Source organism: Aequorivita echinoideorum, assembly GCF_018476645.1.
GTDB classification, from domain to species: Bacteria; Bacteroidota; Bacteroidia; order Flavobacteriales; family Flavobacteriaceae; genus Aequorivita; species Aequorivita echinoideorum.
Map to the genome: position 1 here is coordinate 296730 of NZ_JAHCTB010000002.1, position 26913 is coordinate 323642.

25 protein-coding genes are annotated in these 26913 nt (G+C 37.4%); 16 read left to right on the forward strand and 9 right to left on the reverse strand.

Features of this window, described 5'->3' with window-relative positions; all coding sequences use genetic code 11:
• Positions 1-136 precede the first annotated feature (136 nt).
• The 3 genes from KIV10_RS05095 (at position 137) to ppk1 (ending at position 3656) form a co-directional block, all read left to right on the forward strand.
• Entirely contained in the window at positions 137-931 is a 795-nt protein-coding gene (locus KIV10_RS05095) for a hypothetical protein (RefSeq protein ID WP_214112406.1), read from the forward strand.
• A 5-nt stretch (positions 932-936) separates the two neighbouring features.
• Positions 937-1551, forward strand: coding sequence for a deoxynucleoside kinase (locus KIV10_RS05100; protein ID WP_214112407.1), 615 nt, complete (start codon positions 937-939; stop codon positions 1549-1551).
• Between the two features lie 68 nt (positions 1552-1619).
• Complete coding sequence (gene ppk1 / locus KIV10_RS05105) at positions 1620-3656, forward strand: polyphosphate kinase 1 (RefSeq protein ID WP_214112408.1); 2037 nt, start codon at positions 1620-1622, stop codon at positions 3654-3656.
• Here the strand turns inward: ppk1 and KIV10_RS05110 are convergent.
• The 3 genes from KIV10_RS05110 to KIV10_RS05120 all read right to left on the reverse strand — a co-directional run bounded on the left by KIV10_RS05110 (position 3646) and on the right by KIV10_RS05120 (position 8074).
• Positions 3646-4653 carry an App1 family protein gene (locus KIV10_RS05110; protein WP_246516197.1) on the reverse strand — a complete coding sequence of 336 codons (1008 nt, stop codon included), beginning with the start codon at positions 4651-4653 and terminating at the stop codon, positions 3646-3648. The genes ppk1 and KIV10_RS05110 overlap by 11 nt on opposite strands.
• Positions 4654-4853: 200 nt before the next feature.
• Positions 4854-7343, reverse strand: a complete 2490-nt coding sequence (locus KIV10_RS05115) for a sodium-translocating pyrophosphatase (RefSeq protein WP_214112409.1) — start codon at positions 7341-7343, stop codon at positions 4854-4856.
• Positions 7344-7561: 218 nt separating this feature from the next.
• A complete protein-coding gene (locus tag KIV10_RS05120) occupies positions 7562-8074 on the reverse strand; it encodes an inorganic diphosphatase (protein WP_214112410.1) in 513 nt (170 codons plus the stop codon).
• 169 nt (positions 8075-8243) lie between these two features.
• On the opposite strand from KIV10_RS05120, the gene KIV10_RS05125 reads away from it, so the two are divergent.
• The 4 genes from KIV10_RS05125 to KIV10_RS05140 all read left to right on the forward strand — a co-directional run bounded on the left by KIV10_RS05125 (position 8244) and on the right by KIV10_RS05140 (position 11334).
• A complete protein-coding gene (locus KIV10_RS05125) occupies positions 8244-9653 on the forward strand; it encodes a hypothetical protein (protein ID WP_214112411.1) in 1410 nt (469 codons plus the stop codon).
• Between the two features lie 112 nt (positions 9654-9765).
• On the forward strand, positions 9766-10413 hold the full coding sequence (locus tag KIV10_RS05130) for a hypothetical protein (protein WP_214112412.1): 648 nt from the start codon (positions 9766-9768) through the stop codon (positions 10411-10413).
• Positions 10414-10452: 39 nt separating this feature from the next.
• Positions 10453-10695, forward strand: coding sequence for a Kazal-type serine protease inhibitor family protein (locus KIV10_RS05135; protein WP_214112413.1), 243 nt, complete (start codon positions 10453-10455; stop codon positions 10693-10695).
• Positions 10696-11169: 474 nt separating this feature from the next.
• Entirely contained in the window at positions 11170-11334 is a 165-nt protein-coding gene (locus tag KIV10_RS05140) for a hypothetical protein (RefSeq protein ID WP_214112414.1), read from the forward strand.
• Here KIV10_RS05140 and KIV10_RS05145 read toward each other — a convergent pair.
• From KIV10_RS05145 to KIV10_RS05170, 6 genes are all read right to left on the reverse strand, one after another.
• A complete protein-coding gene (locus KIV10_RS05145) occupies positions 11331-11480 on the reverse strand; it encodes a hypothetical protein (protein ID WP_214112415.1) in 150 nt (49 codons plus the stop codon). The two genes, KIV10_RS05140 and KIV10_RS05145, sit on opposite strands and share 4 nt — an antisense overlap.
• Positions 11481-11553: 73 nt before the next feature.
• Entirely contained in the window at positions 11554-12063 is a 510-nt protein-coding gene (locus tag KIV10_RS05150; protein WP_214112416.1) for a hypothetical protein, read from the reverse strand.
• A 216-nt stretch (positions 12064-12279) separates the two neighbouring features.
• Positions 12280-12774: a hypothetical protein gene (locus tag KIV10_RS05155; protein WP_214112417.1), complete on the reverse strand. Its 495-nt coding sequence runs from the start codon at positions 12772-12774 to the stop codon at positions 12280-12282.
• Positions 12771-12962 (reverse strand): hypothetical protein, encoded by a 192-nt coding sequence (locus KIV10_RS05160; RefSeq protein ID WP_214112418.1) that lies wholly within the window; start codon positions 12960-12962, stop codon positions 12771-12773. Before KIV10_RS05160 ends, KIV10_RS05155 begins: the two co-directional genes overlap by 4 nt.
• 172 nt (positions 12963-13134) lie before the next feature.
• On the reverse strand, positions 13135-13644 hold the full coding sequence (locus KIV10_RS05165) for a hypothetical protein (RefSeq protein WP_214112419.1): 510 nt from the start codon (positions 13642-13644) through the stop codon (positions 13135-13137).
• A 153-nt stretch (positions 13645-13797) separates the two neighbouring features.
• Positions 13798-14658, reverse strand: a complete 861-nt coding sequence (locus tag KIV10_RS05170; RefSeq protein WP_214112420.1) for a toxin-antitoxin system YwqK family antitoxin — start codon at positions 14656-14658, stop codon at positions 13798-13800.
• Positions 14659-15177: 519 nt separating this feature from the next.
• On the opposite strand from KIV10_RS05170, the gene KIV10_RS05175 reads away from it, so the two are divergent.
• The 9 genes from KIV10_RS05175 (at position 15178) to KIV10_RS05215 (ending at position 26829) form a co-directional block, all read left to right on the forward strand.
• Complete coding sequence (locus tag KIV10_RS05175) at positions 15178-15981, forward strand: hypothetical protein (protein WP_214112421.1); 804 nt, start codon at positions 15178-15180, stop codon at positions 15979-15981.
• A 69-nt stretch (positions 15982-16050) separates the two neighbouring features.
• Positions 16051-17160, forward strand: coding sequence for an HNH endonuclease domain-containing protein (locus KIV10_RS05180; protein ID WP_214112422.1), 1110 nt, complete (start codon positions 16051-16053; stop codon positions 17158-17160).
• Positions 17148-18014 carry a bifunctional class I SAM-dependent methyltransferase/HIT family protein gene (locus KIV10_RS05185; RefSeq protein WP_214112423.1) on the forward strand — a complete coding sequence of 289 codons (867 nt, stop codon included), beginning with the start codon at positions 17148-17150 and terminating at the stop codon, positions 18012-18014. The genes KIV10_RS05180 and KIV10_RS05185 overlap by 13 nt, the downstream gene beginning before the upstream one ends.
• Before the next feature lie 2 nt (positions 18015-18016).
• Positions 18017-19477, forward strand: coding sequence for a DUF3375 domain-containing protein (locus KIV10_RS05190; RefSeq protein ID WP_214112424.1), 1461 nt, complete (start codon positions 18017-18019; stop codon positions 19475-19477).
• Positions 19474-20052, forward strand: a complete 579-nt coding sequence (locus KIV10_RS05195) for a DUF4194 domain-containing protein (protein ID WP_214112425.1) — start codon at positions 19474-19476, stop codon at positions 20050-20052. The genes KIV10_RS05190 and KIV10_RS05195 overlap by 4 nt, the downstream gene beginning before the upstream one ends.
• A gap of 37 nt (positions 20053-20089) precedes the next feature.
• Positions 20090-23449 carry an ATP-binding protein gene (locus KIV10_RS05200; protein WP_246516198.1) on the forward strand — a complete coding sequence of 1120 codons (3360 nt, stop codon included), beginning with the start codon at positions 20090-20092 and terminating at the stop codon, positions 23447-23449.
• On the forward strand, positions 23446-24594 hold the full coding sequence (locus KIV10_RS05205) for a Wadjet anti-phage system protein JetD domain-containing protein (RefSeq protein ID WP_214112427.1): 1149 nt from the start codon (positions 23446-23448) through the stop codon (positions 24592-24594). The genes KIV10_RS05200 and KIV10_RS05205 overlap by 4 nt, the downstream gene beginning before the upstream one ends.
• 482 nt (positions 24595-25076) lie before the next feature.
• Positions 25077-26150, forward strand: coding sequence for a sensor histidine kinase (locus KIV10_RS14030; protein ID WP_317194704.1), 1074 nt, complete (start codon positions 25077-25079; stop codon positions 26148-26150).
• A gap of 1 nt (position 26151) precedes the next feature.
• The gene (locus KIV10_RS05215; RefSeq protein WP_214112428.1) at positions 26152-26829 is read left to right on the forward strand and encodes a response regulator; all 678 of its coding nucleotides are present in this window, start codon (positions 26152-26154) and stop codon (positions 26827-26829) included.
• Positions 26830-26913 lie beyond the last annotated feature (84 nt).

Below are 26913 nucleotides of genomic sequence, written 5' to 3' on the forward strand. Positions count from 1 at the left end.
GTAAAATAATTTGGTCTTAAAACATTTACAATTATGATTACCTTCAAAGTTTTAAAGCATTTTATTAAGAAAAACGTGCGCAGCTATTCCCAAAAAAACAGTTACTGAAATTTCAATTTTGTATCTTGCGTCACCTATGCGGATTTTACTTCTTTTTCTGTTTTTCTATCAATTTAGCTTTTCGCAATCGTTGACTTCGGAAAGCAGTCTGCCTTTTGTAGCCGATAGATTTGTAGGGGTAGATTCATACAAGAATATTTATTCCATTGAAAACAGAGTACTAAAAAAATCCGGTCCCGATGGTGATTTTGTTTATAATGACCTGCAATTGGGGCGGATAACCTCTGTTGATATAATAAATCCACTGAAAGTGGTGGTGTTTTTTCAGGATACGAATACTGTCATTTTACTGGATAATAGGCTGAATGAGATTGAACGGATTGTATTTAACAACCTACCGCAATTTCTGAACGTAAGCACCGCCACAAACGCTGGCAACAATAGCCTTTGGCTTTTTAACATGGACACCCAGCAGCTGGAACTTTACAATTATTCCTCAAAATTACAGACCATAGTTTCCCAACCTTTTCCCGGTAAATTGATTTCACAGGCAAGCAATTTCAATTACTGTTTTATGCTCACCGAGCAGAAATTGCGTGCCTTCAATATTTACGGGAGTATTTTAAATGAAGCAGACACACCCGGTTATGAAAAAATAATTCAGCAAAACGAAAACCTAATCGCCCTAAAAGAAAATTCGCTCTATTACCTACCAGATTTCGCCAAGCGAAATGATGAGGCGTCCAGAGAAACAGTGAAATTGAAATTACCCGAAATGGAGATAAAGGATTTGCAGCTAACCAATGATTTCCTGTATATTTATGACGGCAAAAATTTGCACACCTTTACACTAACCACCCCAAATAAATAAGCACTATGCACGTAGCAATTGCTGGAAACATTGGCTCCGGGAAAACTACCTTAACCCGTTTACTCGCAAAACATTATAAATGGCAAGCGCATTATGAGGATGTGGAGGACAACCCATATTTAGACGACTTTTATAATCAAATGGAACGGTGGTCCTTCAATCTACAAATCTATTTTTTGAACAGCCGCTTCCGCCAGATTGTCGAAATACGTGAAAAAGGTAAAAATGTAATTCAAGATAGGACCATCTATGAGGATGCCTACATTTTTGCGCCAAACCTGCACGCGATGGGATTAATGACCAACCGTGATTTTGAAAACTACCGCTCCCTATTCGACCTGATGGAAACCGTAACCGAGGGCCCAGACCTTTTGATTTATTTGCGGAGCAGCATCCCAAACTTGGTGAACCAGATCCACAAACGGGGTCGCGAGTATGAAAACTCTATAAGCATAGATTATTTAAGTCGCCTAAACGAGCGTTACGAGGCTTGGATTCATAATTATGACAAAGGAAATTTAATCATTTTTGATGTGGACAATATCAACTTTGTGGACGATCCAGAACATTTGGGACAGGTTATCAATAAGATTGATGCAGAGTTGCACGGGCTGTTTTAATTTCAATTAAACCTTAACGTTTCCCTCACAAAGTTTCAGTTTTAAAACTATTATTTTGCCATAACACTATGGCATCACTCTACAACTCAAAAATTTACCACCGCGACCTTTCGTGGCTCCGCTTCAACCACCGCGTTTTACAGGAAGCGGCAGACCAACGCAATCCGCTATACGAACGCATCAAGTTTTTGGCAATCTTTTCATCAAATCTGGACGAATTCTTCCGGGTACGGGTTTCAGATATTCGGCAGATAAAAAACATAAAAAAACCCCTTCGTAAAAAACTTATTACCAAGCCTAACCGCGTTTTAAAGGAAATAAAAAAACAGGTAGATATTCAGCAAAATGAATTCGGACGCATTTTCAATCAAGAAATAATCCCACAATTGGCTTCGGAAAATATAAACCTCATTCGCTACGAGGATTTTTCCAAAGAACAAAAAGAAATCTCAAAAGCCTATTACGATGAAAGCCTTAAACAAATTATCGATGTAAGCTGCAACCCCTGCACCGGCAACCATTCGGTTTTTGTGAAAAATGAAATGCTTTATCTGGCAGGGCAAAAAAGTGAGGACGAATTTATTTTGGTTGAAATTCCCGAAACCGAACCCAGATTTTTCGTATTCCCAAGCGACAATGATACTTTCAACATCACTTTTATAGATGATGTTTTAAAGCATAATCTCTTGGAAGATTACGCCGAAGATTCCATATCAGAATTTTATTCCATTAAGATTTCCCGCGATGCAGAGCTTTATATTGAAGATGAATTCTCCGGCAATCTAATGGAAAAAATCAAGGCCGCGCTCCCAAAACGCGATACCGGGCAGGCCACCCGCGTACTCATAGACCCAAAGATGCCGAAGGATTTTCGGGATGTGCTAAAAAAGGCTTTGGACGTAAACCACACCGATGTTGTTTTGGGCGGGCGCTATCATAATTTCAAGGACTTTTTCAAGTTTCCAAACCCTACCGAGAAGAAGCTTTCCAATGAAAAACTTCCGCCATTGCCGCATCCGGTCTTGACAGATTGCGATTCTATTTTTGAGGCTATTGACAAAAAGGACCAGCTCCTCCACTACCCGTACCAAAGTTTTGAGCCTGTTATAAAACTGTTGGAAGAAGCCGCTACAGACCATACGGTCACTACTATTAAAATGACCATTTATCGCTCTGCGGATGAGTCGGCACTTAATGATGCCATCGCGCTCGCCGCAAAAAAAGGAAAGGACGTTACCATTTTTATGGAGGTGAAAGCACGGTTTGATGAACACAACAACTTGAAATGGGGTGCTATTTTTAGGGAAAACGGCGCGCGGGTAATCTATAGTTATCCCGATATAAAAGTGCATTCAAAGATACTTTACATTGAACGTGAAATTGAGGAAAAGACGAAGCGGTATGCCTACATAGCCACGGGAAATTTCAATGAAAATACTGCGACGCTGTACACTGATTTTGGGTTGATGACTTCCCATAAGAAAATCACCAAAGACCTCAAAAAGGTTTTTATGGTCTTGGAACGTGAGATGATTATCCCAAAAACCAAACAGTTATTGGTTTCCCCCTTTACTTCTCGCGAACGTTTTACGGCTTTGGTGGAACAAGAAATTGCACTCGCCAATGATGGGCATAAGGGCCTGATTATATTGAAGATGAACAGCTTGCAGGATGAGAAAATGATAAAGGAACTTTATAAGGCGAGCAATGCGGGCGTGGAAGTTCGACTTTTAATAAGAGGTATTTGCTCACTGGTGCCGGGTATTGTGGGCCAAAGCGAAAACATTTACATTACCAGTATTGTAGACAGATTTTTGGAGCACGGAAGGGTTTATATCTTTGGAAATGGGGGCGATGAAAAGATATTCATAGGCTCCGCGGACTGGATGACGCGCAATCTTACCCACCGTATTGAAGTGGTTACGCCTATTTTGGATGAAGACCATAAGAAAACCATCCGGGAAATAATCAATATTGAATTGGATGACAACCTAAAAGCGCGAATTATTGATGCCGAACAACAAAACGAATACGTATCCAACTCAGAAGAGCCGGTGCAATCGCAATTGGCAATCTACGACTATTTCAAAAATATTACTGAATAAAACCCTGCTTATGCGCGTGAGCAACGGCAGCACTACTTTCTGAAACCAACAAGACCGGGACCGTCTCATAATTTTCAAAAAGACCCTTTACGCGAAGCATCTTACGGGAATGGTTTACGCTGCGCATGTAGATGGCAAGAATTCTTTCGGGATGCGATTCGGCAATTTCAATATAGATATCAGGGTCGTGTTCGCCACTATCGCCAATAAGGATAAAGGGCAGCTGCGGATACGTTTTTAAGATGTTTATGATTTCCTTTTGTTTCTGTGGTTTTTCAGCTTGGGTTTTCTTTTGAAAAATATTCCCAAAGCTCCGCAATAGAATAGGCCCCTTCGGAAAATGGTTTTTCTGAAGAAAATATTCAAGGTATCGGTATAGATTCCACGGACTGTGGCTTACGTAAAAAATTGGGTTGCTTTGGTTGCCGGTAGATCCATTCTGCAGTTTTTCATAAAAGTCTGCCGCGCCCTCCAGCGGAATCCGCTTTTCAGCACGTTTAAAAACCGTATTCTTTAAAACTTTCCATTTAAATCTGGAGGTAAGCCCGGTATGCATAATGGTATCGTCCACATCACTTATTACCCCGAATTCTGCGGTTTCAGAAGTAATCATAACCTCACCTTTAAATGAATTGTTCTGCTGGATTTTTCGTTTTGGAAAATCTTCAACGAAAGAGATTTTATAGTGCAACCAACCGTTTTCATCAACCAAAGGATGTAGGCCTTCAATAGTCTCATCAATCAAGAAATACCCATGATGGTCTGTTTTGGTTTGAATAATTCTACCGTCCGGGAGCGTTACTTTGAGCGGGGTATTTTTTATGAGATCGGTTTCAAAACGTTTGTAGGTATTCCAGAGCAAGGTGAAAAATCCCTTTTTTGAAAGATCTATATTTTCATCCTCCAGCGCACGACCTTTTATATATAGATGATTGGACGTTCCGTAGCTTCGGAAGGTAATAATCTGTAAGGGGTCTTTTTTGAAAATATTAAACAATGGATGGGTGTTTTTGGCTTTTGACTGTTGGCTTTTGGCTTTTGGCTTTTGGCTTTTGGCTTTTGGCTTTTGGCTTTTGGCTTTTGGCTTTTGGCTTTTGGCTTTTTAAAATTAAAAAAACCTGCAAGGTTTTGGAAACCTTGCAGGTTTTAATTTTCGGTTTGGCTTTTGTGCCAAGAAACGTGGGTTAAAGAAGCGTGTTATTCTTTGTCCTTTACCTTAATTTTCATTCCCTCGACATCCTTCAATTGGCTTCTTACTTCCTCTTCGGTGCCGGTGAAAGTTTTAGTCTCGGTTGTTTCAACGCCATCCACAGTTGTGGTAATCGTGACCTTTGCGGTTACCTGATCGGTATTGTCGTTGGTCAACATCTCAACCATAGTTTCGGTTTTATCGGTAAGATTTTCACCGTTCCCAATAGTGCTTCCGGTCTCAATATACTGAACCTGCTCATTCGTTAAAACTATCTTGTCACCTTTTGCATTGGTGTAATATGAAATGGGTGCTTCTGAATCTTTTGGTGGCATATTCACATCGCCGTGGTTTCCGAGGATTGGTGCAATTACCAAACCGACCAAACAGGTAAGTTTAATCAAAATATTCATTGAGGGACCTGAAGTATCCTTGAAAGGATCTCCCACGGTGTCGCCCGTTACGGCAGCTTTATGGGCATCACTTCCTTTATAGGTCATTTCGCCATTGATGAGTACGCCCGCTTCAAAGGATTTCTTGGCATTGTCCCAAGCCCCCCCGGCGTTGTTTTGGAAAATAGCCCACATAACACCGCTCACGCAAACACCCGCCATATAGCCTCCAAGCGGTTCAGCGCCAAAAAGCAGACCAATGATTATAGGCGTAATAATGGTAAGCAATCCGGGGAGAAGCATTTCCTTTAGGGCAGCTTTTGTTGAAATATCCACACATTTAGCATACTGTGGCGTTCCGGTTCCTTCCATAATGCCTGGAATCTCGCGGAACTGCCTGCGCACTTCCTGTACCATTTCCATTGCGGCCTTTCCTACGGATTTCATAGCCATAGCCGAAAAGACTACGGGAATCATACCTCCCACAAATAACATGGCCAGTACATCTGCACGGAAAATATTAATACCATCAATACCAGTAAAGGTAACGTAAGCGGCAAAAAGCGCCAATGCCGTTAACGCCGCGGAAGCAATCGCAAAACCTTTACCAACGGCAGCAGTAGTGTTTCCTACCGAATCCAAGACGTCTGTACGCTCACGAACGTGCGGCTCCAATTCGCTCATCTCGGCAACACCTCCAGCGTTATCGGCTATAGGTCCAAAGGCATCAATAGCAAGTTGCATAGCCGTAGTAGCCATCATTGCTGAAGCGGCCAATGCCACTCCATAAAAACCGGCAAGTTCATACGAACCATAGATTGCGGCTGCAAATAACAATACCGATGCAAACGTGGAATACATCCCCACGGCGAGACCTGCAATAATATTGGTTGCTGCACCCGTGGAGGAATTTTTTACGATATCCAATACAGGTTTTTTACCCAAACTGGTATAATATGCGGTTACGAATGAAATCAATGCCCCAACGGCAAGACCAATACACGCAGCCCAGAACACATTGATGGAGGCAATGGTTTTATACCCTTCACCAAAGAATTTCATATTCATGGTTTCCGGAAGCATCCAGTCAATCAAGAACCAACTTGCGATAAGCGTAATAAGAATTGCGGCCCAGTTACCTGTATCCAATGCTTTTTGAACCTGGCTTTCCTTGGCATCATTATTTTTAATGCTAACAAAGAAAGTACCTATAATAGAAGCAAGGATACCTACCCCTGCAATCACGATTGGAAGTAGGATTGGCCCCATATTATTGAATCCATCGGTAAACGGAATATCCAAGGACATATCACGGATTACGTAGTTCCCCAACACCATAGCGGCAAGAACGGTAGCCACATAACTTCCGAAAAGGTCTGCCCCCATTCCGGCAACGTCACCCACATTATCACCCACGTTATCTGCAATGGTTGCTGGGTTACGTGGATCGTCTTCTGGGATACCAGCTTCAACCTTCCCCACTAGATCGGCTCCCACATCGGCAGCTTTTGTATAGATACCACCTCCTACACGGGCGAAAAGCGCAATGCTCTCTGCACCCAAGGAGAAACCAGCAAGGGCTTCCAGAACGATGGTCATTTCAGTATAAAAATTTACAGGGTCGTTGCCAATGAATTGGCCAATAAAGAATAGAAAAAATAGGCTTAACCCAAGAACGGCAAGACCAGCAACACCAAGCCCCATAACGGTACCGCCACCAAAGGAAACCTTAAGTGCCTGTGGTAGGCTGGTTTTTGCAGCTTCGGCAGTACGGGCGTTGGCATCGGTTGCAATACGCATCCCGATATTTCCAGCCAAGGCAGAGAAAATGGCCCCACAGATAAATGCCGGTACTATCATCCAGCTAGTAGATTCCACAATGATGGATACAATAAAAAGAAGAACGGCAGCAATTACAGCGAAAATCAACAGCAATCTATATTCAGCATTTAGGAATGCCAAGGCACCTTCCTTGATACTCTTTGAAATAAACTGCATGCGGTCGCTTCCTGCGGCCTGCTTTTTTACCCAACTCATTTTCACGAGCATAAACAAAAGCCCAAGAACGGCAAGTGCAATGGGAATAAAGATAATGTTCTGTTCCATTATTTAATTAATTTAGATTGGTTTCAAAATTTGCGATTGCAAAAATAGGGAAATAGGTTGGGATACGAAATAGGAAGTTTTTGGATTGTTGGATTGTTGGATGAAGGGATTAAATGATTAAATGTTTTAGAGTTTAAAGGACTAAACACCAGACCAACGGCTAACAGCTAAAAGCTAACAGCCAACAGCCAACAGCCAACAGCCAACAGCCAAAAAAATTAAATACTGAAATGCCCTAATACTTCTGGAGTGTCCTTGTAGCGTTTTACGCAGCGCTTGTAGATGGAAACTGCTTCGGTGGCATCGCCCCAACCGCCCACATCTACTTTTTTCTTCTCAAGATCCTTATATACTTGGAAGAAATGCTCAATCTCGCGCACCAAATGAGGGTTTATATCAGATAGGTCGTTCAAGCTGCTCCAGATGGGGTCTGATACGGGGACGCAGACGACCTTTTCGTCCGGGCCTTTTTCATCGGCCATATGGAAAACGCCTATCGGTTTCACTTCCATAACGCACATGGGAAATGTAGGCTCGCCTCCCAGTACCAAAACATCCAGTGGATCGCCATCCAGCGCCAGGGTTTCAGGGATAAAACCATAATCGGCAGGGTACATCATACTGCTGAAGAGCATACGGTCAAAACGGATCTTTCGCAATTTAAAATCATATTCATATTTGTTCCGGCTGCCTTTTGGGATCTCAATCAGTACGTCGAAGGTGGTTTTCATATCATTATTCTTAATGGGCGGCAAATATAGGGCTTTTCATATATATGACTTTTGGGAATGGCGAACATTATTGCCGTCTATATTCATTATTGCACGATTTTGATATGGGAAAAACCGATATTTTAAAATTTGCGTATATTTCTCACCCAAATCAACACATAACAAACTGATGAAAAAATTACTTCCCCTTTTTTTTCTATTGGCAATAACCTATGCACAAGCCCAAGTGGGTATAGGCACTACAAATCCCGACCCCTCCAGCGCCCTTGACATTACGGCAACAAACAAAGGCTTTATAGCTCCCAGGGTTTTTCTGAATACTATTTCAAATAATAGTATTGACGGCACTAATCCAAATGCCATAGGCCTTATGATCTACAATACAAACCCTGCGGTTACTAGCGGTAATGGTGTGGGATATTATTTTTGGAATGGATCTTCGTGGCTAATGGTAAAATCTTCCGCTACAGATTCCCAGCAATGGTCCGTTACCGGAAATTCCAGTGCCACGGGAGCATTTTTGGGCACCGTAAACGCCCAACCTCTAAATTTTAGAATAAATAATGTTGCGGTAGGGAGCTTCAAAATAGACAATTCGCTGAATCTTGGGATTAGCTCTGTTACCACAGGAACAAATGCACTTGCCGTGGGGTTTGAGGCAGAAGCCACGGCAGATAATGCCGCCGCCTTTGGAAGAAATGCCGAAGCAATTGGGCTGCGCGCAACGGCAATAGGATACAATTCAAATGCCGGTGGAGACGAAAGCAGCGCCATAGGGAATACAGCTGTTGCCACCGCTACAAGAGCCACAGCCATAGGTTATCAGGCAACTGCATCCGGTTCAAATGGTGTTGCCGTAGGTTCACAATCACGAGCACAGACGGATGATGCGCTTGCTTTTGGAAGACAGGCTACCGCAAACGGAAGCAATACCACCGCAGTGGGGAACAGTGCATCGGCGACAGCTTTGAACAGCTCGGCCTTTGGAACCGGAGCCACGGCAAGCGGTTCGGGTGCTACGGCTATTGGGAAAGGAGCCGTAGCCAGTCAAAATAGAAGTATTATCTTGGGTGATGCTACAGATACCAATGTTACAGTGGGTATAGGTACAAGCTCCCCCACGGCACGGCTACAGGTAAATGGCACGCTGCGCTATGTGGATGCCACCCCGGGAGATGACAATAATAAAGTATTGACATCTGATGCGAACGGAAATGCAAGCTGGCAATCCATATCTGGGATTCCGCAGATTGTTGCTGCAGGTTTGGTAGTGCCTGCGGGCGGTACCGCCACCACCTTTACAACACCCAAACTTTTTGGCGCCACGGTAAGCAGAACTTCAAAGGGGATCTATCAAGTAACGTTCTCTTCAGCGAGACCCTCAGCAAATTATATTATTAATTTGGCGAATGTGGATTGTAATGGAAATTGTGACGGAAGTGATTTTGATGATCCAGCAATTGCCTATAGAAACAGGACTGCCACCGGATTTACTGTGGTAATTGGCGATAACGATAATGGAGGCACAGACCGTGATAAAAGGGATCTTGAATTTACCTTTACCGTTGTAGATTTCTAATGGATTGAAATTAATTCGCGGACATAATAGCCCTATCAAATTTTAACAAATAGTTAATTCCCTTCGCAATTAGTCGGTGGGTTTATCTTTTTATTTTTACATAAAAACCGCTATGAAATATGCTATTATAGCTCTGTTATTACTTTTTACAACAGCGTGTGAAAATCAAGAGAAGCAGAAAGAGGATGTACTGACCGAAATTCCCACCACCCCTCCAAGCAAAAGCGTTGAGGGAGAAATACCATTAAAGATTCAGAGTTTGGGAGATGTAAAGCAGGCGTATGAAAAGACCAATCTGGATATTACCCACAATCGCTATACATCTTCCAGTTTTACCTATAACTGCAATGGGGAACGCGGTGGCACGGTAACGTATTATCTAAATGACAACAAACTCAGGCTTATAGAGCACGCTTATAACGAATATTCGCATAATGAGGCCGTAGACCGTTATTATGTTCTGAATAACCAGCCCTATTTCATCTTTTATAAACATACTACTTGGCAATTTGATGGGGAGGCGGAAGAAGAAGAAGGAGCTACGAAAGATGATATTTCTGAAAAGCGTTACTACCTTATCAATAATAGCCTTACGGAATGTCTGGAAAAGAAGTACACTACTCGCTCCACAGGAAAAGCAACAGACCCCGATGGCATTGGGAACAAAACCGTTTCCTGCCCGCCAGTAAACGAATTACTGGAAGATTTTACAAAATTATATGAAAATAAAGATACACGTGGGAAGTTGGAGTGTTTGTAAAAAAGCGTATTTTAGAAGTCGCAAAAGCATGATAACTATATGACATTCCCTAACAGAAAATCCGTATTGGCTACAAGTCTTTTACTAATTGGGATGATGGCAGCATCCTCCTGCGGCGGTGGAAAGACGATTGCTTGTATTGATACTACCAAAATAAGCGATGGCCCCTGTACTATGGAATATGCGCCCGTTTGCGGTTGCGATGGCAAGACCTATAGCAACCCATGCGCTGCGGATCGCGCGGGAGTGACCTCCTATGCACAAGGGGAGTGCGCGGATTAATCATCCAAACTACAAATTTACCCGGAAATTATTCAAAGCTAACCCTAAGGTGACCCGGACTTTACCCGAACTTTATGCGTATTTACGTGGTAGTAAAAGGGGCTTATGATTGGTTTTTCACTTAATCTGATAGCAGTATACGGCACATTTTTATGTATTTGGCTATGATTTTTTTACAAGAATTCGCATTAATTGCATAACCCATACGGAACTCTACATTTCATTATAAAATCACGAGACGAAAAAGGCTTGAACATTACGCTGGTATATTTTGAGAAATGTTTGCTGGTTGGAGAATAGTAAATTGTTTGGACTCTTTTGGGGAATTAGAACAGGGCATTATTGAATTTGATTTTAGAAAATACCCTAAGCACAACCATTTGGAATCACATATTGACTTTAAAATATTTTCTGAAATTCCATAATGGTTTGCGAGGGGTTTAAAGGTACCCTATTGAAATAGACTTTATTACAGTGGCAAAGATTACGGCTGAATTTGAGGTGGAGTCTATTATTGGGAAAAGAAAGTACCAGACAAAAGGGAGTACCAAACTAGATCTAAAATTAAATTCCTCCATAGAAACGGATGAAAAAAACACTTCAAAAAAGAATGGAACTCTACAACATTTAACTCTTTAAATGGAAATAGGAAGCAATGGCTTAAGCTTTTGGCCGCGCGATGCTCCCAAAATCTCGGGAGCGTGGTAGCAACAGAACCACGCGATGCTCCCGAAATCTCGGGAGCGCGGTAGTGAGGGGAAATTATTATTGTGTGAATTTGACAATTTTGAAACAGTACCCGTCCTAGACAAACTATTCAAGTATCAATATATAAAACTATATTTTATTATGATTTAATTAAAACATAAAGGTTTTATGAAGAAATATAAAGTTTTTGTTCTCCAAAAAATAAAGTGTGGAGCAAGATGGCTCACCGTATACGTCTAAATCAATTACTGATTTAACTGTTTTAGATTTTTTTTTAAAAAAACTCTTATAAACCTTTTCTGTATTTTCATCTACTTCAACAATTACCAATCTATTTCTATATTTAAATACGCCCTTAATATTTAATATTCCCCAATCGACTTGAGTATCTAAAATTACTTTTGAAGAAGTAACAAAGCTCACTTTTAAAGAATCATTCTTTTTATAGAATTGGATATGCTGTTGTAATTCACGGGTACTTATATCGGTATTATCAAAACATAGTTCTATATTTTTATCCAATATGTCCTTAATTTTTTGGTTTGGGATTAATTCTGGGGATGTAAACGAATAAGTAGACGTCTGTGCAACGCCTATTATTGGACTTACCAATAAAACTACTATTATTTTTAATCTGATGATACTGAAAATAATTGCCATTGTATAATATAGTAAATATTAATGTTTTAGTTCTTTTTTATTTCGAATGATATCCCATATCACTCCTGCGCTCCTGAAATCTCCGAAGTGCAGGAACAGGGTTATAATGGAATGATCACCCTTTCTCAGATTGATATTTGATTGAAGATATATTTGAACAACTTATAATAATAGATAAGAGCAAAACTATGTTCATTATCTTTTTTCATTTTAAGACTAATTTTTGAACACACAAAATATGATTACAATCATAACAAATACCACAAAAAGTAAAGAAAGAAATATATTCATTCTTTTTTTATTAACATTCCAAAATTGGTATTTTTCAAAATAGTTTAAATACATATCCTCCTTAAATTCAAACAAATAGCTGATAAAGTAAGCTAAAGCACAGCTTGTTACAATAATGTAAGTAGGAATAGTTGTATATATTTTAAATATATTATTAATTAAAAAAACCAAGCTAATAAATATTCCTGCGAGTGTTGCGATTAAAATTCCACCTGCAATAATGATATTGAAACCATATTTTTGATCGTTCCATATCTTCTTTCGCTCATGGTATGGGTTCCAATCTTGTTTTTGATGATATTTTTTTATAGAAGGTATTTTATAGAGCAGTAAAAAGGGATTCACTTTATTAAACCAATAATCCAATTTGACAAAAAAAAGATAAAAACAGTAATGTAAAATATTAAGGTAATTTTTCATTTTGGCCCTCTATTAAAAATTGAACAAAGGATTCTCCCCAATTGCGTATCAACGTATTCACCAGCCGCTCCTCCTGCTAGTCCTATTTCTACGGCAGTGATTGGGTTAAGTCCTAAAAATCTGGCAAGCGCTCCTAATTTTCTGCCAAAATAGCCTCCGCCAAGCCACCAATCTCCCCATTCCTGCACTCCCGAAATCTCGGAAGCGCGGTAGCAGAGGTAGCAGAACCACGCGATGCAATCGCGCGGTAGTGAGGGGAAATTATTATTTGTGTGAATTTGACTATTTTGAAATAGTACCCATCCTAGACAAACTGTTCAAGTATCAATATATAAAACTATAAATTTTTATATTTTTTAATTAAAACATAAAGGTTTTATGAAGAAATATAAAGTTTTTGTTCTCCAAAAAATAAAGTGTGATGCAAGATGGCTCAGCATTTACGTTTAAATCAATTACTGATTTAACTGCTTTAGATTTTTTTCTAAAAAAACTCTTATAAACCTTTTCTGTATTTTCATCTACTTCAACAATTACCAATCTATTTCTATATTTAAATACGCCCTTAATATTTAACAATCCCCAATCTACTTTAGTATCTAAAATTACTTTTGGAGAAGTAACTAAGCTCACTTTTAAAGAATCATTTATTGTATAGAATTGGATATGCTGTTGTAATTCACGGGTACTTATATCGGTATTATCAAAACATAGTTCTATGTTTTTATCCAATAAGTCCTTAATTTTTTGGTTCGGGATTAGTTCTGGGGATGTAAACGAATAAGTAGATGTCTGTGCAACGCCTATTATTGGAATTACTATTAAAACTACTATTAATTTTAATCTGATGATACTTAAAATAATCGCCATTGTATAATATAGTAAATATTGATGTTTGTGTTTCTTAGTTATTTTTCATGATGTTACCGACCCACTCTTGCACTCCAGATATTTGGCGAGCCCGGGAGCAGGGCAATAATAAAACCTCAGTATCATTTGTAAAAATCTACTGCACAACTTAATTTAATTTGTTATGAATTCCATTAATTGATTATCCCTGTAAATAGAAGTGGATAATAATTTTCCGTCCATACTATATTTTTTGTGATACACCGAATCACCCTTGTACTCTACATCAACGTAATAGCCTAAATCTCCATAATTATATTTTTCTATCAAAATCAACCTATCATTTTTGTAGTAATGATTAAGACCAGTCTTTTTTCCATAAACGTAGTTGTTTACACATAGCGTTTGTAAATTTTTTTCAACCCATTCCCCTGTTTTCTTATCCATTGAATAGTTTCCCTGTTCCAATATCTCGCCTAATTCATCATATTTAATATATAGACCATGTTTACGATGATCTTTACTTTCTATATACTCGTGGATGTTACCATTTTTAAAATAGGTATTAAAAAACCTGTCTTTTCCAGAATAATAGAAATATAGCGTATCACGTTGCATTATATATCCATTATATTCTTCACCATTGAGCATAAGAGTTTTTTCATCAAACTTTGCACTATCACCACCCTTGGACCGATAGCTTATTTCCTGTATTTGTTGCTGTAATTTATCAAAAGTAAGTGCCTTTTCAGGGTCATAATCTTTTGCTATGCTAGACCAAACAAATATAGCCTTTGGATTTTCAACGTTAGCGCACCCATCTTTCTTTAAAATGCCATTTTTTACCTCTTGATAGCAATACGTATCAGACAATCTTACTTTTATAATACCTGTGAATTTGGAATCAGATTTCCAATACTCATAGTTGTCACCCATCCGTTTTATGCTGATTTGATTTTGATTCAAGGTATCTGATTGAGAAAATACGGATACACAATTAGAAATTAAAAATAAAATTGCTAAATAGTTTTTCATAATTGATTTTATGGGTTTCCATTTAAATTTATAAATGCGCACAAGTGTGGGTAAAAATAACATCACACAGGAGTGTAGTATTTGTATTTGGTACTTATAAAAAGTAAATCTAAGTAAAAAACTGATTGTTATTATGAAGTATTGATACAGCCAATTATTCCATAATGTGAACTTAATTTTAAAATTCAAAAAAGCAAAAGCACATAACCCCATCACTCGATTGACCCTGAAGCTCACAAGTGGAAACGTGGGATTTTCTATTTATAAAATGAAATACTTTAAGCTATTTCAGAAACCGCATAAATTTTAATTGTACTGCATATTATTATTTGCCATTCTGAATGGAATTGGTTAGTTTAGTTTATCCGAAATGGTTGGTACGGTTTTGACCGTGCGCTTTACCCTTTTGGTTCTCTCCCCTATTTGGGCATAAGCCATACGGCCTTTGCCTGCTTATCTATTTTTAAGGAATTTATTAAACACCCAGATTTGAAGTTATTGGGAATCTAAAAAAATACTATGGCACGTTTAAAAAATGACCTATTGAAATTAACGGGCTCGCTGGGCGGCCTAACCTTTTCGCAGGACGAAAAAGGGACCATCGTGCGGCTAACGCCCAAGGTTGATGAAAAGAAGATAAAAAATAGCCCGAAGAGCCAAGGTACGCGTGACAATATGATGGAGATGGGCGGGGCGAGCACAGCGGCCAAAGTATTGCGCCTGGCGTTTATGACCGCAAGAAAAGACCTGTGCGACAGGTATTTTTCGGGCAGGCTGAGCGGGGCGATGCGAAAGGTTGTAGCGGCCGGAGCCGGAAACCGCGGGAAACGGGAATTGAACCTTAGGCAAAACGGAAACTTGCTTGAGGGCTTTGAATTTATAAATGCCAGACCGCTAGTCTATAGCGTAGGCGGCATTAATGAGAAACCCACGCTGAATGCGGATAGAAACGCCCTGCGCTGGACCTCCCCTCTTTTGGACAGAAAAAAGCAGATAACCGCGGCGGCTGACAGTACCCATTTTTGTTTTCTACTAGGCGCGGCAACCGTACCAAATTACGCATACAGCGAAACGCAAAAATGTTATGAGCCTTTGGAAAAACCTTTACGCACACCCGCAGTTTTTACAAGTAGCCAACCCATAGCCTTGACCCAAAAAACGATTGCGCCCCTAACCTTAAATCTTTCCTTGGGAATAGACGGTGCGCTACCTGAAAACATTGCCGTAGTGATGGTGGTGGGGGTGCGGTTTTATAAAAATGTAAATGGGGAGCTTTTGGAATTGCCCGATACTGGCGGAATGCGTGTTTTGGGGGTGGGGTGATGATAATTTATGAATCAAATGATTTTTAAATTTTGACATTAACTACTAATATTTGAAGATTACTCGCTAATGACTACAGAAATCTTTTATAACATCAGCAAAATTATTGAACGCGACAGTAAAAGTTCTACTTACAAGTTTGCACTATTACGCGGGGTAATCGATATTATTCAAGACAATTCACCATATATTTCTTTTTTAGAAAACCGTGTTCATATTCCAACTGGACTTCTCATTGAAAAATGGTTGATATATTATTATCCAATTTTGCAATCTCATACGTCAATTCCACAAATTAATGGTGAAACGAATTTAGCTTTCAGTAATCAGTTAAGTAAACTAATTTTTGATTACGAAACTCGTGGCGGTTTTTCTGCCTTTTATAACGACTTAAAGAATAAAGGAATACCTGAAGATTTGCAAAGTGATTTTTTTGAACTAGCAAAAAAACTTAGAGATACTATTACTAAAATGCCAATGAAATATATTGGGCGTTCTATTAGCAATGACTTTTATTCCATTTTCAATTATGAAAACCAAATAATCAGAAAAAAATCGACAATAGATATTGAAATCTTAATCAAGGAATTTGGAACATTTTCAATTCCTCTTGAATATTACCAAGCATTTAAAATATTAGGTAGTTTCATCAATGGACAAGATTCTATTTTATTTAAATGGGCAGAATTTTCAGTAAATGCTTCCGGCAATAATCTTTCCGTTCATAAAGTGCTTAATGAAGTTTTAAAAAGTCCAATAACATTAAGAGATGTTAAGGAATCGAAAAAACTTTATAAAGAAATTCTTCAAAAAAAAGGTAATATTTATTGCGTTTGGACAGGCAGAAAAATTTCAAACTATGATATTGACCATATGATTCCTTTTTCCATTTGGAAAAACAATGATCTTTGGAACTTGATTCCTTCAGACAAAAGAATTAATAATAAAAAGAGAAATAAAGTACCCACACCAGAAATTATTGAAAGGCAAAAAAATCTAATTATTGATTATTGGGGAATCATTTATAAACATCAATCTAAACGATTCCAAAAAGAAATTCAAGTCTCACTTTTGGGCAACCAATCATTCGATTCTTGGAAAGATATCGGTATTTCACAATTACAAAATAGTTGTAACTATTTAATTGAAAACAGAGGTTTTGAAGGATGGAAAATTTAAAATCAAATCCAAATAGCCACTTGACCGCAAAGGAAAGAGATACTCTGTCTTTTCCTGCGAAAATATTGCTTAATAATAATCTAATAGTTGGTAGTGTTTTGGATTTTGGTTGCGGTTTTGGGAGTGATGTTAAATTACTCAAAGCTAAAGGGATAAATATTGAAGGCTATGACAAATTTCATTTGCCAAATTATCCAAGCAAAAAGTATGACACGATAATTTGTTTTTATGTTTTGAATGTTCTCTTACCTGAAGAGCAGGCAACTATTTTGATGGAATTATCGCAACTCATCAAGCCAACGGGAAAAGTTTATATTGCAGTAAGACGTGATTTGCAATATGAAGGATTTAGAACGCATAAAATCCATCAAAAGAAAACTTACCAATGCAATGTGATATTAAATTCAAAATCATTTTTCAAAAATGAAAATTGTGAGATTTATGAATATCAACATTACAATCAAATAATCAGAACGGAAAAAATCGATTGCCCATTTTGCATCCCCAATTCAGACACTGAATTAATCGTAGAATCAGCAACAGCTTATGCTATTTACGATAAATTTCCTGTTAATAATGGACACGCTTTAATAATTCCAAAAAGGCATTGTTCAGATTATTTCGATTTAACATTTAAAGAACAGGCTGCTTGTATTTTTATGTTGAATAAAGTAAAAGAAATAGTTTTAGCAAGATTTAATCCTGAAGGTTTCAATATTGGAATTAACGTGGGAGAAAAAGCGGGCCAAACAGTAAATCACGTACATATTCATTTAATTCCAAGATATAACAATGACGTTAAAGATCCGCGAGGTGGTGTGAGAGGTGTAATTCCTAATAAGCAGAAATATTGACAATGGCAGACATTTTTCAAATACTAAACACGCTAAATACTTCACCAAGTGTTGAGCTTCTGCGTTTGCGAAATCGAGAAATGATTATTGAATTTCTTACAAATACCTTTTCAAGTGGACAAAACACAATTTCGTCAGATAATATTCAAATACAATTAGCTGATTTCTTAGAGTACAAACAAGTTGAAAATGATGAGGACAGTGAAATCAATGTTTTTGACACTTACGAAGAAAAGGCAAAAAAATATATACATTATTGGACAAACAAAGGCTTCTTAGCTAACTACCCTGATGAACAAGGAGAGGTTTTTTATGAACTTTCAGCTCATTCGAGCAAAACTATAGACTGGTTGACAAGTTTAAAAAAAGAGGAATTTGTTGGGACTGAATCAAAATTCAACAACATTTTAAATCAATTGAAGGAATTGGTTGAATTTACCAATGAAGATGCTGAGAAACGTATTCAGTTGTTGGAAGAAAAGAAATTAGAAATTGAACAGCAAATTCAGAGAATAAAAATTGGAGAAGATGTTAAGGTTTTCGAAGAGTTTGAAATTGTTCCTCGCTTTAATCAAATCAATCAATCAGCCAAAGAATTATTATCTGATTTTAAGGAGGTTGAAGATAATTTCAAAGAAATCACAAAGGGGATTTATCAAAAGCACGCTGACGGTAGTTTAACCAAAAGCGATATCTTGGAATTTACCTTTGATGCTTTGGATGAACTGAAAAGTAGTCCGCAAGGAAAAAGCTTTTATGCATTTTGGTCATTCATTTTAAACCCTGACTTGCAAAACCGATGGGAAATTCTAACTAAGGAATTGTATAGAACTTTAGAAGAAAAATCAATTTGTGTAAATGACCCGTTCTTGAAAGAAATGAAAAGACATCTTCACAATTCAGGTCAAAAGGTCTATAAAGCCAACGATAAAATGGCTGAAAAATTAAGCCGTATTATTCGTGAAAACGAAGGTTCAAAATCGGAAGCCACCAAAACCATCATCCAAGAAATAAAGAAACAGCTTGTAGCAATAAGCAAAACAAAAAGGAAACCTGAAACTTCGTTTGAACTGGAAATGGAAATCAAAATCAACATTCCGTTTGAACGAAAATTAACAACAGAACAAAGCGAAGAAATTACATATATAAGTAAACCAGAAATTGCGGATGAAAGCATTACTTCGTCCGCGCATTTAGGTAAGTTGTTTTCACAATCAAACATTGACAAAGCTTTGTTGCGAAAAAGAGTTAAAGATGTTTTAAATGAAAAATCACAAACCACACTATTAGATATCGTTGAAATTTACGGAGGACTTGAAAAAGGGCTGCCCGAATTGTTTGGATACATAGGCATTGCAAAAGACTTTAAACATTATATCAGCCCTGACAATACTCAAAGTATCGTTTTTAATTCTAAAAACAACAAACAAATACAAATCCCTGAAATTATTTTCACCAAATGAGCACTTTAGAGCAAAATACAACACCGTACAGTAAAGCAATTGTAAAATTGCTAAAGGGCGTTGTCGAACGTTCTTCAAACGTATGGGACGATATAATAAATTATCAAATTGAAATCCAAGAATACATCAGTAAAATAGGATTAGAACTCATTGTAAAAAAAGACGATGGTTTTGCGTTTGTAAAACAATTTGAAGACAACGAAGGAAAAACACTTGGCTTAGTTCAAAGACGACAAATTGGATTTGAAACATCGATTGTACTTGTAGTTTTAAGACAAAGCTTAGAAGAATTTGACAGCAATCCGACACAGCTGGCTACTGAGAAATTTATTACTGATGCCGAAATAAAAGACGAATTAGAACTCTTTTTGCAAGAAGGCTACAACAAGTTGAAATTTCAAAAAGATATGGACAACTACATAAAAAGAGTAGTTGAATTTGGCTACTTGAAAGAAATCAGCAAAAAAGACAACGAAACGAAATATCAGATACACCGAATAATCAAGGAAAAAATCACCCCTGATATATTACAAGAATTTAAAACAAAGTTACAAGCATATGTTGAGTCTGTTTAGTACAAGTTCGGATAAAGCAGGGTTCAGACTTCAATATATGGAAGTTTTTAATTGGGGAACTTTTGATGAAAGAGTTTTTAGAATAAATCCCCAAGGGAATAATTCGCTTTTGACTGGTGCAAACGCTTCTGGAAAAAGCACATATATTGATGCTTTGTTAACTTTAGTAGTTCCTGCTAAAAGAGACCGTTTTTATAATCAATCTTCAGGTGTTGAGAAAAAAGGCGACCGCACAGAAGAAACTTATGTTTTGGGGCATTACGGAAATATTCAAGAAGAAGGAAAGACTTCTACTTCCACACAAAAGTTGCGTGACACAAGCACTTATTCTGTAATCCTTGCTCATTTTAAAAATACGGATGAAAAGAAAATCACATTATTCCAAGTACGTTGGTTTTCGAACAGCGAACTAAGAAGACAATTCGGTATTGCTCACATTCCTCTTGAAATAGAAAAAGATTTCAGTCAGTTTGACGGTAAAGGAAATTGGAAAAAGCGATTAGATAAAATCTACAATGCGAATACGTCCAAACGAAAAATAGAATTTTTAGACGGCCCAACTGCTTATGCAGAACGAATGTCAAATCTTTTCGGAATGCGTTCTACAAAAGCTTTGAGCTTATTCAACCAAGTTGTCGGGGTAAAGGTCTTGGAAGATTTAGATGAGTTTGTCAGAACCAATATGTTGGAGGAGTACACAGAGAATGGCAAAAATTCAGAAGAAGCGTTCATTGAATTAAAAGAGAGCTTTCTCACATTAATGGATGCAAAAACCAACATTGAAAAAGCAAAAGAACAAATCAAACAGCTTACACCAATTAATAAAATTGCTAACAAACTGGGGGAAATTCAGGAAAACTTGAAACAGTTGGAGTATTCAAAAAAAACGGCTGTCTATTGGTTTGCCCAAAAAGGTGTTGAGTTGGGTCAAAAGGAATTAGAAAAATGCAAAGAAGAATTGCAACGATTGAATGATGAATTAGCGGATTTACGAAGTAAAGAGGAAAAATTAAAGCAGGAAGAAAGAGCAATTTCTATTTCTATTGAAAAGGATGAAGTCGGAAGCAAAATAAAAGATTTAGAAAAGGAGATTAAGAGCCTAACAACATTAAAAGAGAATCGAAGTAAGAAGCTTGATGATTACAACAAAATCGCTCGAAACATTGAACTGCCTGCCAATCCAATTGAAAGCATATTTAATGAAAATCGTGAAAATGCAAAACAGTTAAAGCGAAGCACACAACAAAAGATTGAAAATGAAAGTGAAAATCTTCGAGCATTAAAAAATAAAGAAGATGAGTTTACTGAATCGACTAACGAATTAGTAAAAACCATTCAAACGCTTCAAAAAAATAAAAATAACATTGCGGGACGAGTAGCGGATATTAGAGAAGAACTTATTTCAAGTATTGGAGCTACCAAAGACGAAGTTCCTTTCATAGGTGAATTGATTAAAGTAACGGAAGATGAATTAGCTTGGGAATCTTCTATTGAAAAAGTGCTTCACAATTTCGCTTTGCGTTTGATTGTTCCACCAAAGTACTACTCAAAAGTAAATCAGTATGTGAACAACAATGACTTGAGAGGTAGAATTCGTTACGACAAGTACGAACAACAGGATTATCTTAAAAGTATGCGACATAAGGACATTAACGAAAATTCCTTAGTTAATAAAATTGAGATAAAGCCCAAAACGCAGTATGCTGAATGGATTGAGAATTATTTGGAAGCTCAATTCAACTTTACTTGTGTGGATAATCTTTCAGAATTTGAACGTCATTCAGAAATGGTTATTACGCAGAATGGCTTAATAAAATTCAGAAAAGGAAAACACGAAAAAGACGACCGGCCACATATTTCGAGAAAAGAAAACTATGTTTTGGGTTGGGATAATAAAGAGAAAATTACGGCTTTAAAGAGAAAATTGGGCAATCTGCAAAAACAACAAACGGAAAACAAAAACGCTATTGCAAATAAAAATTCTAAAATAACAAATTTAGGAGCATTCAAAGATGAGTGCCACAATCTGTTTTCAAAGTTTGACAAGTATGATGATATAGATTGGCAATCTTATGCCCGTGACATACAAGAAAAGACGGAACAGAAAGAAGCGTTGGAAAAAACAAATGACAGAGTTAAGAAATTACAAGAGCAGTTGAAAGATGTGCAGGATAAGTTGAAGCAACTTTCTGAAGTCGAGATTGAAAACAAGGTATTTGCTAAAGGAAAAAAACAGACCGATATAGATAATATTGATAAAACGGTAAAAGACAACAAAGCCATTTTTGAGTCTTTGGGAAATATTGATAGCTCAGAGTTTGAAATACAAAATCCCAATTTGTTGAATATTGAGTATGTGAATTTTGAAGCAAGACGCAAAAATTTCCAGGATGAAAATTCAAGAGAAATAGCAGAACTAAATAAACAAAAGCAACAAAACGAGCGAGAAGTCAGCGTAAAAATAAATGTCTTTAAACAGCCGACTGAAATTATTACTAGCAAATACAAAGACTGGCGTTCTGATGTAAATGCTTTGCCCGAATCAACTCACTTAGAATTTATCAGCGAGTACCAAAAGTTTTTGGAAAGATTAGAAAAGGATAATCTTCCAAAATTTGAAAAGAAATTTAATGATTATTTGCAGGAAACCATCACCAATAAAGTTGGTGATTTTAGAATGTTCTTTGAAAACTGGTCGGATACCATCAAAGAAAACATTAGACATCTGAATGATTCGCTAAAAGCTATAGATTTTAAAAACAGTCCAAAGACTTACATACAACTTGTAGCACCAAATAAAATCAATGATGAAGTAAAAGAATTTAGAAGGCTATTGGAAGAAGCCGTTCCTAATGTCTATCAAATGGAGAAAACAATTGAAGGAAGAGAATATCACTTTAACAATCACATTCATCCCTTTATAGAAAAGTTAGATAAAGAAGATTGGAGAAAAAAAGTAATGGACGTTCGGTCGTGGTTCAACTACAAAGCTGAAGAATTTTACAAAGAGACCAACCAGAAATTCAAAACTTATGAGGCTATGGGACAGCTTTCTGGTGGAGAGAAAGCTCAACTTACTTATACAATTTTAGGCTCTGCAATTGCTTATCAATTTGGTTTGACTAAAGAAGGATTACAAAGTAATTCATTCCGATTTATTGCTATTGACGAAGCGTTTAAAGCACAAGATGAAGACAAAGCAAGATATTTAGTAACCCTATGTAAGCAACTTCATTTACAATTATTGGTGGTTACACCAAGTGATAATATTCACATCGTTGAAAACGATATTTCATTCGTTCACTTTGTAGAACGCAAAGAAGAAAGGCATTCTTGGCTATATGATATGCCGATTGAACAATTCAGAGAAGAAAAAACAAATTATTTGAGCCAATGATTACGCCTCAAGAAATAAAAAATAAAGCTGAGAAAAAATACACTTCTTTTCTTCAATCATTGGTTGAAAATATTCCGTTTTCAAAAATAAATATTCGTGGCGATAAATCGTACACAAAATCTTCGTTACCCGAATTTGAAAAGGAAATTCAACAAATCATCAGCCAATCCAAAGAGAAAAAGGGATTTGGCTATACATTGGAATTCCAGAAAGTGAAGACAAAATATTTAGGTGTTCAAGATTTGCCAATTTCAATTTATTTTGATAATGAAAAAGATTTTTTGAAATTTTTAGGTCGAAAAAATGAAGTTGAGTTATTCTCTAAAAGCACAAAGTGCATCCTTGAAACATTTCCAGAATTAAAAAATTGGTTAATCAAAAATCCATTGAAGGTAATTGCTAATCAAGCCGAATGGGAAAGTATTTTGAAAGTATGTAAATACTTTAAACAAAATCCAAAACCAAATTTGTACGTAAGAGAATTACCTATAAAGGTTCATACAAAGTTTTTAGAGAAGAATCAAAGCGTAATCAGAGAATTACTTGATATTCTAATTTCAGCACATATCAAAATAGACGAAAAGTTATTTGAGAAAAGGTTTAACTTAAAGTATGCCGAACCACAAATTCGGTTTAAGGTACTTGACAAAACAATATCGGACAGATTTTTTTCGGGAATTGATGATATTGCAATTCCAGTTAGCCAATTTGAAAATCTGAACTTACCAATCAAAAAAGTTTTGGTCGTAGAAAACAAGACAACACTGTACACTACTTTGACACTTCCAAGAATGAATGACACCATAGCAATTTTTGGTAGTGGTTTTAGTGTTTTCAATCTCAAATATGTGCGTTGGTTTGACAATCTTAAATTGCTTTATTGGGGTGATATAGATGTCCAAGGCTTTGAAATACTCTCACAATTTAGGACTTACTTTCCGCACACAAAAAGTGTTTTAATGGACAAGCATGCTTTTAACAAATTTTTTGAAGACGACAATGGAACACCGAGAAATATTTACACAAAACTTAACTTAACAGACGAAGAACAAGAGCTTTACGAGATTTTGAAAACAAACAACTGGAGACTTGAACAGGAGAAAATATCATTAGAATATGCGAATAACTTTTTCGATGAGTATTGAAGCAATCCTTTAAATGTTTTTTAGTAGTAGTGAAAAACTGGATGAAAACCCAAACTACTTCCTTCAACCGACTTCATTTTTGAATATGATTTTAGAGAACAAATAACACTTCTATAAAAACAAGCCAATTTATTATTTCGTGACGACTACTATTCAAAAAACTCTCTCACATACCTCATCGCCTTAGTCTGGCTTGTAAATGGTCTCTTTTGTAAGGAATCAATTTTTTGTGTATTCCAAAGAATTATGGAGAGGCAAGCGGTTTAAGAGCAGTGTACACATAATCTTCTCTAAACTTTGGATTTATTTTACGGTGGTGTTTTTTCTAGCTTCCAATCTACTTTAGTAGCTTCATATTAAATATTGCAAAAGAGAAAATACGGTATGCACTATAAGTCTTAGTTATTGTTATTTAAGATATTTGGTTTCCTAATTTTTATAAAATCTTTATATCCCATTGCCTAACTTTACAATAAAAACAAGTGGCAGGCATCTCCCGGAAACTTCCCATATACAGACAATATGCTATAAGCATTCTGGCGACCATGCTTGTTTCGGTAGGTTGCTATTATGCCATCGATTTTATTGGATACCGGACGGTGGCCCTTATCCTTCTGCTGTTGGTTTCCTTATTGGCGATGGTATTCAGAATCTATCCCGTAATGCTAGCGGCTTTTTTGAGCGCACTTATCTACAATTTCTTTTTTATACCTCCCCTATTTACATTCCACATAGGCACGCCAGAGGATTTGCTGATGTTCCTTATGTATTTTGTGGTAGCCCTCATCAATGCGGTGTTCACTTTCAAAATAAGGCAATTTGAACGCAAAAGGCGCGATGAGGAAGAGAAAACCCAGACCATAAAGCTCTACAACACCCTGCTCAACAGCCTGAGCCACGAGCTCCGCACCCCCATTGCAACAATTATAGGTGCGGTAGATACTATTACCGATGCAGATAACCATCTTTCCGAAACCAATAAAAAGGAACTTTATTCAGAAATAGAAATAGCCTCGGTACGTTTGAACAGGCAGGTTGAAAATTTGCTGAATATGAGCAGGCTGGAGGCGGGAACCCTAAAACCAACTTATGACTGGTTTGATTTGAATGAATTGGTTTTTAACGTGGTGAAACAAAACCAGACTGCCGGCCAACGCAAGATACTTTTTGAAGCCACTGAAACTATGCCACCCATAAAACTTGACGGTGGCTTTCTGGAGGTTATTCTGCATAACCTAATCCACAACGCATTGCAGCACACCCCTTTTGATTCAAATATTTACATTGAAATGGAATATGCCGAAGACCAATTGATACTGAAAGTGATGGACGAGGGCAAGGGTTTTCCCAAATCTGAAATAAATTCTGTATTCGATAAATTTTACAAACTAAACGGTACCGCAACTGGTGGCACAGGCTTGGGGCTATCCATAGTAAAAGGGTTTACCGAAGCATTGAACGGCACAATATTTTTGGAAAACAGACAAAACGGAGGGGCTAAATTTACCATCAGGATTCCGGTTCAGACCGCTTCCATAAAAACCGAAGAAATATAACATGGGAAAGGCAGAAATTTTGATAGTGGATGATGAACCGCAAATACGCAAATTGCTCCAGATAAATCTGGAAAGCAACGATTATAAGGTAATACAGGCAAGCACAGGCAAAGAGGGGTTGCTGTTGGGTGCAAATCATCCACCAGATTTAATACTGCTGGATATTGGGCTGCCCGATGCTAGTGGCCACGATATACTTTTGCAGTTTCGGGAATGGTACAACAACCCCATTATTATCCTTTCGGTACAGGATAGCGAGGCCGATATTGTAAGGGCATTGGACAATGGCGCTACAGACTATTTAACCAAACCGTTCCGCACGGGTGAATTGCTGGCGCGCATTCGTGCCGCCATAAAGCGCACCCAGACAACGGAGCAAAAAACCATTCTCAATTTTGATGGTTTGGAAATTGATCTTGTGGCACGAACGGCAAAACAGGAAGGCCAACTGCTAAAACTTACTTCTACCGAATACAATCTTCTGGCCCTGTTCGCCAAGAATGAAGGGAAGGTACTCACGCACCAATTTATTCTTCGTGAAATCTGGGGTTTTGGATACCAGACAGAAACCCAATATCTACGCGTTTTTGTGGCATCGCTACGCAAAAAGATTGAGGAAAACCCGAACAATCCCCAGCACATTATAACCGAGAGTGGCGTAGGGTATCGTTTTCAGTAATCTTTATAAAATTTTTATATAGCAACCATAAACCTTTATGTTCCGCTTATCCTTTTCGTAGGAACTTTGCAAAGTAAATACTAC